Source organism: Armatimonas sp., from assembly GCF_043760365.1.
GTDB lineage: Bacteria > Armatimonadota > Armatimonadia > Armatimonadales > Armatimonadaceae > Armatimonas.
The window spans coordinates 1-5345 of record NZ_JAYUPA010000315.1; the positions used below are offsets into that span (position 1 = coordinate 1).

The following is a 5345-nucleotide window of genomic DNA, read 5'->3' on the forward strand; positions in this document are numbered from 1 at the left end:
ATGACCGTTCAAGCACCGGTCAAAAATATTGTTCCGACAAGCGGAGCAATTGTGTTTTCAGATAACGATGCCTCCTATGAAAAGTGGGTCAAGGAGAATTCCACGGGGTTTGTTGTCAACACCGGCAGAGCACCCGATCCAAACTACATGTCAGTGCACCGAGCAACATGTACCCACATTAGCAACTTCGGTAAACAGACACAAGGAGCGTTTACAGAGCGGAGTTACATCAAAATTTGTGCCCGCGATATTACACTGCTTCAAGAGTGGGTCAAGGCAAATGGAAGACCCGACGGGACATTTACTGGGAACTGTCCCTGCCTGAAAAAACAATGAACATTACATCAAAATTCGTTGAAGCCCTATTGCTTCTTGAGCCTACATTTCAAAACAAGAAACTCGATGACGGTGACGTAGAGCAACAATTGCATGACTGGTTAGATGGTAAGGATACCCCACTGGCATGGGAGAGTCCTGACAAGGTCACTCCCGATGAGTGGTTCTTTGTCACCACTTTGTACGGCGAGATGACTGTAGCCAGTCAGCGCGCACATATCCGAAAATACTTTTCTTCACTTTTTATTCATGCGGCACACAGAAATATTCGAAATTTTGTGCCCGACATGCCTGAGTATACGGGACTGCGTTCGGGATGGATGTCGAAGCGTCTTCTGAGAATGAGTACAATTCTTCGAGAGAAAAATCTAACAATGGCCGAGTACAGCCATCAACTAATTCTCCTCGAAGCAACAGCAACGCCCCATAACCCGATGCCTGCTCTGGATCAAATTATTGCAGATCATCAAGCCACAGGATGGAAGACTTTAAGTGTCTTCATTCGTGATTGTGTCAAGGGTAATTGCTTTCCCATTGATACTCGTGTCGAGAGGGAGCTTAAAAAACACGGCTTGCCCGTTGAGGAAAGGCAGCTTGTCAGCCTTTGTCTTGCGGCAGGAAAAAATCCAAGGCGCATTGCAAGAATGTTCTATGAAGCCGGAGAAAACCCGTCTCAGGAGCGAGATAGCTCCCCAACGGCACCACCATCCGCAAAATATCGTGCGCCAATTTCTGGGACGATAGAGTTTTCAGATAGCGACGTTGCTTATAAAAAATGGGTCAGAGAGAATCCCACAGGGTTTGTTATCAACACTAACAGAACACCCAATTCAAGCTACATGCCGGTTCACCGAGCGACCTGTGCTCACATTAGCAACTTCGATAAACGGACACCGGGAGCGTTTACAGAGCGGAGTTACATCAAAATTTGCGCCAGCCATATCTCCCTTCTTCAAGAGTGGGTCAAAGCAAACGGAAGGCCCGACGGAACGTTTACCGGGAACTGTCCCTGCCAAACAGTGTAGGTTTGTCCCTCACCAAGCATTTGTACCCGCGGCCTTCCCCCGGCTCCGTTCGTTCCCCTCCTAATCTCCCCTCCCTTTCCCGTTCACCCAGAGGGTACCCGGGAGGGAGGGGGCCGGGTACAATACTCGCACGATGCGCCGCTTAGATTTCCGTTCCACCGCTCCTGAGAGAGCCACTCTCGACTCCGCCCGTGCCCTCTTCGATTCCCGTTTTTCGGACATTCAGGAGACGGCAGAGCAGACCGTCCGCGAGATTCTGGCGGGTGTCAAAGCCGACGGCGACGAGGCAGTTCTGCGCTACACGCGCCGTTTCGACTACGCGGAGGCAAGCACCCTGCGCGTCCCCGAGGCGGCGATTGCTTCCGCAGTCGCGCGGATTCAAGCCACCCCGCTCTGGGCGGCGATGGAGAGATCTTCGGTGCGCATTGCGGATTTTCACCAGCGGCAGTTGAAAGAGTCGTGGGTCACGCTCGGCACGCCGGGCGAGACATTGGGGCAGAAGATCTCCCCACTGCGGCGGGTGGGCATCTACATTCCTGGCGGCGCGGCAGCCTACCCCTCGACGGTGCTGATGGTGGGAATCCCGGCAAAAGTGGCGGGGGTGCGCGAGCGTGCACTGACCACACCACCCTCGAAAGAGACGGGTTTGCCGCCGGATGGCACGCTGGCGGCGGCGTTTCTGGCGGGGATCACGGAGATTTATGCGATGGGCGGGGCGCAGGCCATAGGGGCGCTGGCCTACGGCACGGCGAGCGTCCCCCGCGTGGATAAGATCGTCGGGCCGGGCAATGTCTATGTCAATCTTGCTAAGCGTCAGGTCTTCGGCACGGTGGGAATTGACATGCTAGCGGGGCCGAGCGAAGTCGCGGTGCTCGTGGATGCCACCACCGACCCCGAGACAGCGGCGCGCGAGCTGATCTGCCAGACCGAGCACGACCCGCTCAACTCGGCGCTGCTAGCAAGTTCGAGTGAGCCCGTCGCCCTTGCTATACTCGCCGCCATCGAGCGCCAGCTTACGGATCTGCCCCGCGCTGAGATAGTCCGACGCGCACTGGCCGAGCGCTCGTTTCTGGCGATTACGGAGAACCTAGACCAAGCAATTTCGGTGGTGAATGCCTACGCGCCAGAACACCTGCACGTGCTCTGCGCCGAGCCATGGTCAGTGCTTCCGCGCATCGAAAATGCCGGCGCGATCCTGCTCGGGCCACACACCAACGCCGCACTGGGAGACTACGTCGCCGGGCCGAGCCACACGCTCCCCACGGCAGGCTGCGCACGGTTTGCGTCGCCGCTGAACGTGGACGATTTCCTCAAAAAATCCAGCATTCTCTACTTCGATGCCGAGACCGCGAGCGCACTGGCCGAGACCGCGCAGCTATTTGGGCGCTACGAAGGCTTAGAGGGCCACGCACGGGCGGCAGTATAGGAAATCTCAATTGGTTTGCTGTGTGTTAATTTGATACACTAAGTTCTGCAAACTATGAATCCAAAGCGTCTTCTCGTTCTTACTCTCGCAGGTGGCACTGCGGCCACAGTGGGCACCGCCTTTTCCCTACGGATCGCCGATCAGCGCCTCGCCCTCGCTACCGCTCCCGTCTCGGGCGTGGCACGGGCACACGCACCGACCACGCAGCGCCCTGATCCAGCAAAACTCAAGGCCAATGAGATTGGACGTATACCAGTCGTCATGTACCATTCGATAGACGAGCCGGGCACTAAGTACGATGCCCACGGCCTGAATATCCATGGCGAGACCTTCCGTAAGCATTTGGAGATGATGGCAAAGGCGGGCTGGTATCCGATGAATGCGCGTGATCTCTACCTCCCCGAAAAACTCCAAGCCGTCCCCGCGGGAATGACACCCGTCGCCCTCACGTTCGATGATGCACGCGGCTCGCAGTTCCGCTACAAGAAAGACGGGACGATTGACCCGAAATGTGTCGTGGGGATACTGGAGAGTTTCCACAAGAAATATGGGCAGAAGTGGCCGCGCGCCGGGACATTCTTCGCCCTGCCCAAGTCATCGTACAACCCCACCCCCTTTTGGCAAGCGGGCCAGGAGAAGAAGAAGTGCCAGTGGCTCGTGGCAAGTGGCTACGAGCTCTCCAACCACAGCTACGCCCACAAGTTCATGAGTGGCATGAGTGCTGCCCAGGTACGCGAGGCGGTCTGGGGCTGCGTGCGCGATATCCGCAAGCTGGCTCCCACTGCCACGATGGACACGTTCTGTGTCCCCTACGGTGCCTATCCTAAGAACAAGAGCACCTGGGATGTCATTCTCAAGGACCCGCAAGGGCAGTACACGAACCTGGTCGCCTTCAAAGCGTGGGGCGACGAGTCCTACGCGCCGGGCGACAAGCGCTTCAACCCACGTGAAGTGGATCGGATCGGGGTGGATAGTGGCTACTTTGAGCAAGTCTACGCCCGGCTGGTGAAGAGCGGCAAGCTCTATGTCAGCGATGGCGACCCGAGCAGTATGGCAGTCCCCCGTAGCTGGCAAGACTATGTCTCCCCCAACCGCCCAGGAGACCTGCCCGTGGCCTTCTACGGTCAGCCTGCCGCCCAGCCGAAACCCAAAGTGAAGCCGGTCATGAAGAAAAAATCCGTGATGGCTGTAGCGAAAAAGGCAAAACGCCCATAATCTAGGGCATATGTCACAGCAATTTCACCGGGCTATCGTGGTCGGGGGGTCGTCGGGGATCGGGCGGGAGCTGGTTTTACAGCTCGCAGCCTCCGGTTGTCAGGTCGCTTCCGTCGCTCGCCGTAGCGAGCCGCAGGGCGAGGGCATCAAAACCTACGTCCACGATGTCACCGATTTCGACACGATTCCCGCACTTTTCCAGCAGCTCTGCTTAGAGCTTGGGGGGCTCGATCTGATTGTCTACGCCTCTGGCGTCATGCCTGCCGTCGGCCCCGATGAGTTCTGTTTTGCCAAAGACAAGCAGATGGTGGATGTAAATATTCTGGGCGCGGTGGCGTGGCTCAACGAGGCGGCGCAGCGCTTCGGGCAGGCGGGTGGCGGGACAATCGTGGGAATTGGCTCCGTCGCGGGCGAGCGGGGGCGTGCTCCCAAGCCCGTCTATGGCGCTACAAAAGCTTTTTTCGAGTGCTACTTGGAATCACTACGCAATCGAGTTGGCACCAAAGGCGTTAAAGTGGTCACGATCAAGCCCGGCCCCACGGACACCCCGATGGCAACGGATCATGTGGGCAAGAAGCTCCCCGCCGCTGAGGCCGCACGCCAGATTCTCGTGGCGGCGCGGGCCGGCAAGCGCGTGGCCTATATTCCTTGGAAAATGGCGCTCGCCTTTTTCCTTATCCGGCGGCTCCCCTCCCCGATTATGCAGAGGTTAAAGTTTTGAGCTGTCCGCTTCCTCAAGATCACATTGAGCAGGTAAGCGCGTGGGGCATGAACACGCACACCACCAGCTATGTCTTTCGCCCCACGACCATTGAGGGCATCCAAGAGGCGCTAGAAACGGCGCGTCAGCACGGGCGTTTTGTGGCATTGCGCGGCTCCGGGTGTTCCTATGGCGACGCGTCATTAGGGGCGGAGAACGTGGTTTTGGACATCACGCGCATGAATCGCATCTTGGCGTGGGACCCTATTCAAGGCGTGGCGGAGTGTGAGCCGGGCGTGACAATCAAGCAGCTCTGGCAGTACACGCTAGGCGATGGCTGGTGGCCCTACGTGGTCTCGGGCACCATGTTCCCGACTCTGGCAGGGGCCGCGGCGATGAACATTCATGGCAAGAACAACTTCCGAGTGGGCACTATTGGCGATCATATTTTAGAGTTCGACTTGCTGGCTCCGGATGGCGCGATACACACGTGCAGCCGTGAGCAGAACGCCGAGATCTTTCACGCGGCTATCGGCGGGTTTGGCATGCTCGGTGTCTTCACACGCATCAAAATCGAGCTTAAAAAAGTCTACTCCGGGCATCTGAGAGTCACGCCCATCGGCGTAAAAAACTGGCGCGAGAT

5 protein-coding genes and 1 pseudogene are annotated in these 5345 nt (G+C 57.4%); all 6 read left to right on the forward strand.

Annotation, left to right across the window (positions count from 1 at the left end):
* Positions 1-336: pseudogene (locus ACH2EH_RS07550) on the forward strand (hypothetical protein); the annotation flags it as partial.
* Positions 333-1361 (forward strand): hypothetical protein, encoded by a 1029-nt coding sequence (locus tag ACH2EH_RS07555; protein ID WP_395140423.1) that lies wholly within the window; start codon positions 333-335, stop codon positions 1359-1361. The pseudogene ACH2EH_RS07550 and the gene ACH2EH_RS07555, both read left to right, overlap by 4 nt.
* Before the next feature lie 133 nt (positions 1362-1494).
* On the forward strand, positions 1495-2787 hold the full coding sequence (gene hisD / locus ACH2EH_RS07560) for a histidinol dehydrogenase (protein ID WP_395140425.1): 1293 nt from the start codon (positions 1495-1497) through the stop codon (positions 2785-2787).
* Positions 2788-2841: 54 nt separating this feature from the next.
* Positions 2842-4002 (forward strand): polysaccharide deacetylase family protein, encoded by a 1161-nt coding sequence (locus ACH2EH_RS07565; protein ID WP_395140426.1) that lies wholly within the window; start codon positions 2842-2844, stop codon positions 4000-4002.
* A 10-nt stretch (positions 4003-4012) separates the two neighbouring features.
* Positions 4013-4723, forward strand: a complete 711-nt coding sequence (locus ACH2EH_RS07570) for an SDR family NAD(P)-dependent oxidoreductase (protein ID WP_395140428.1) — start codon at positions 4013-4015, stop codon at positions 4721-4723.
* A gap of 47 nt (positions 4724-4770) precedes the next feature.
* On the forward strand, positions 4771-5345 hold a 575-nt coding region (locus ACH2EH_RS07575), incomplete at its 3' end, for an FAD-dependent oxidoreductase (RefSeq protein WP_395140430.1).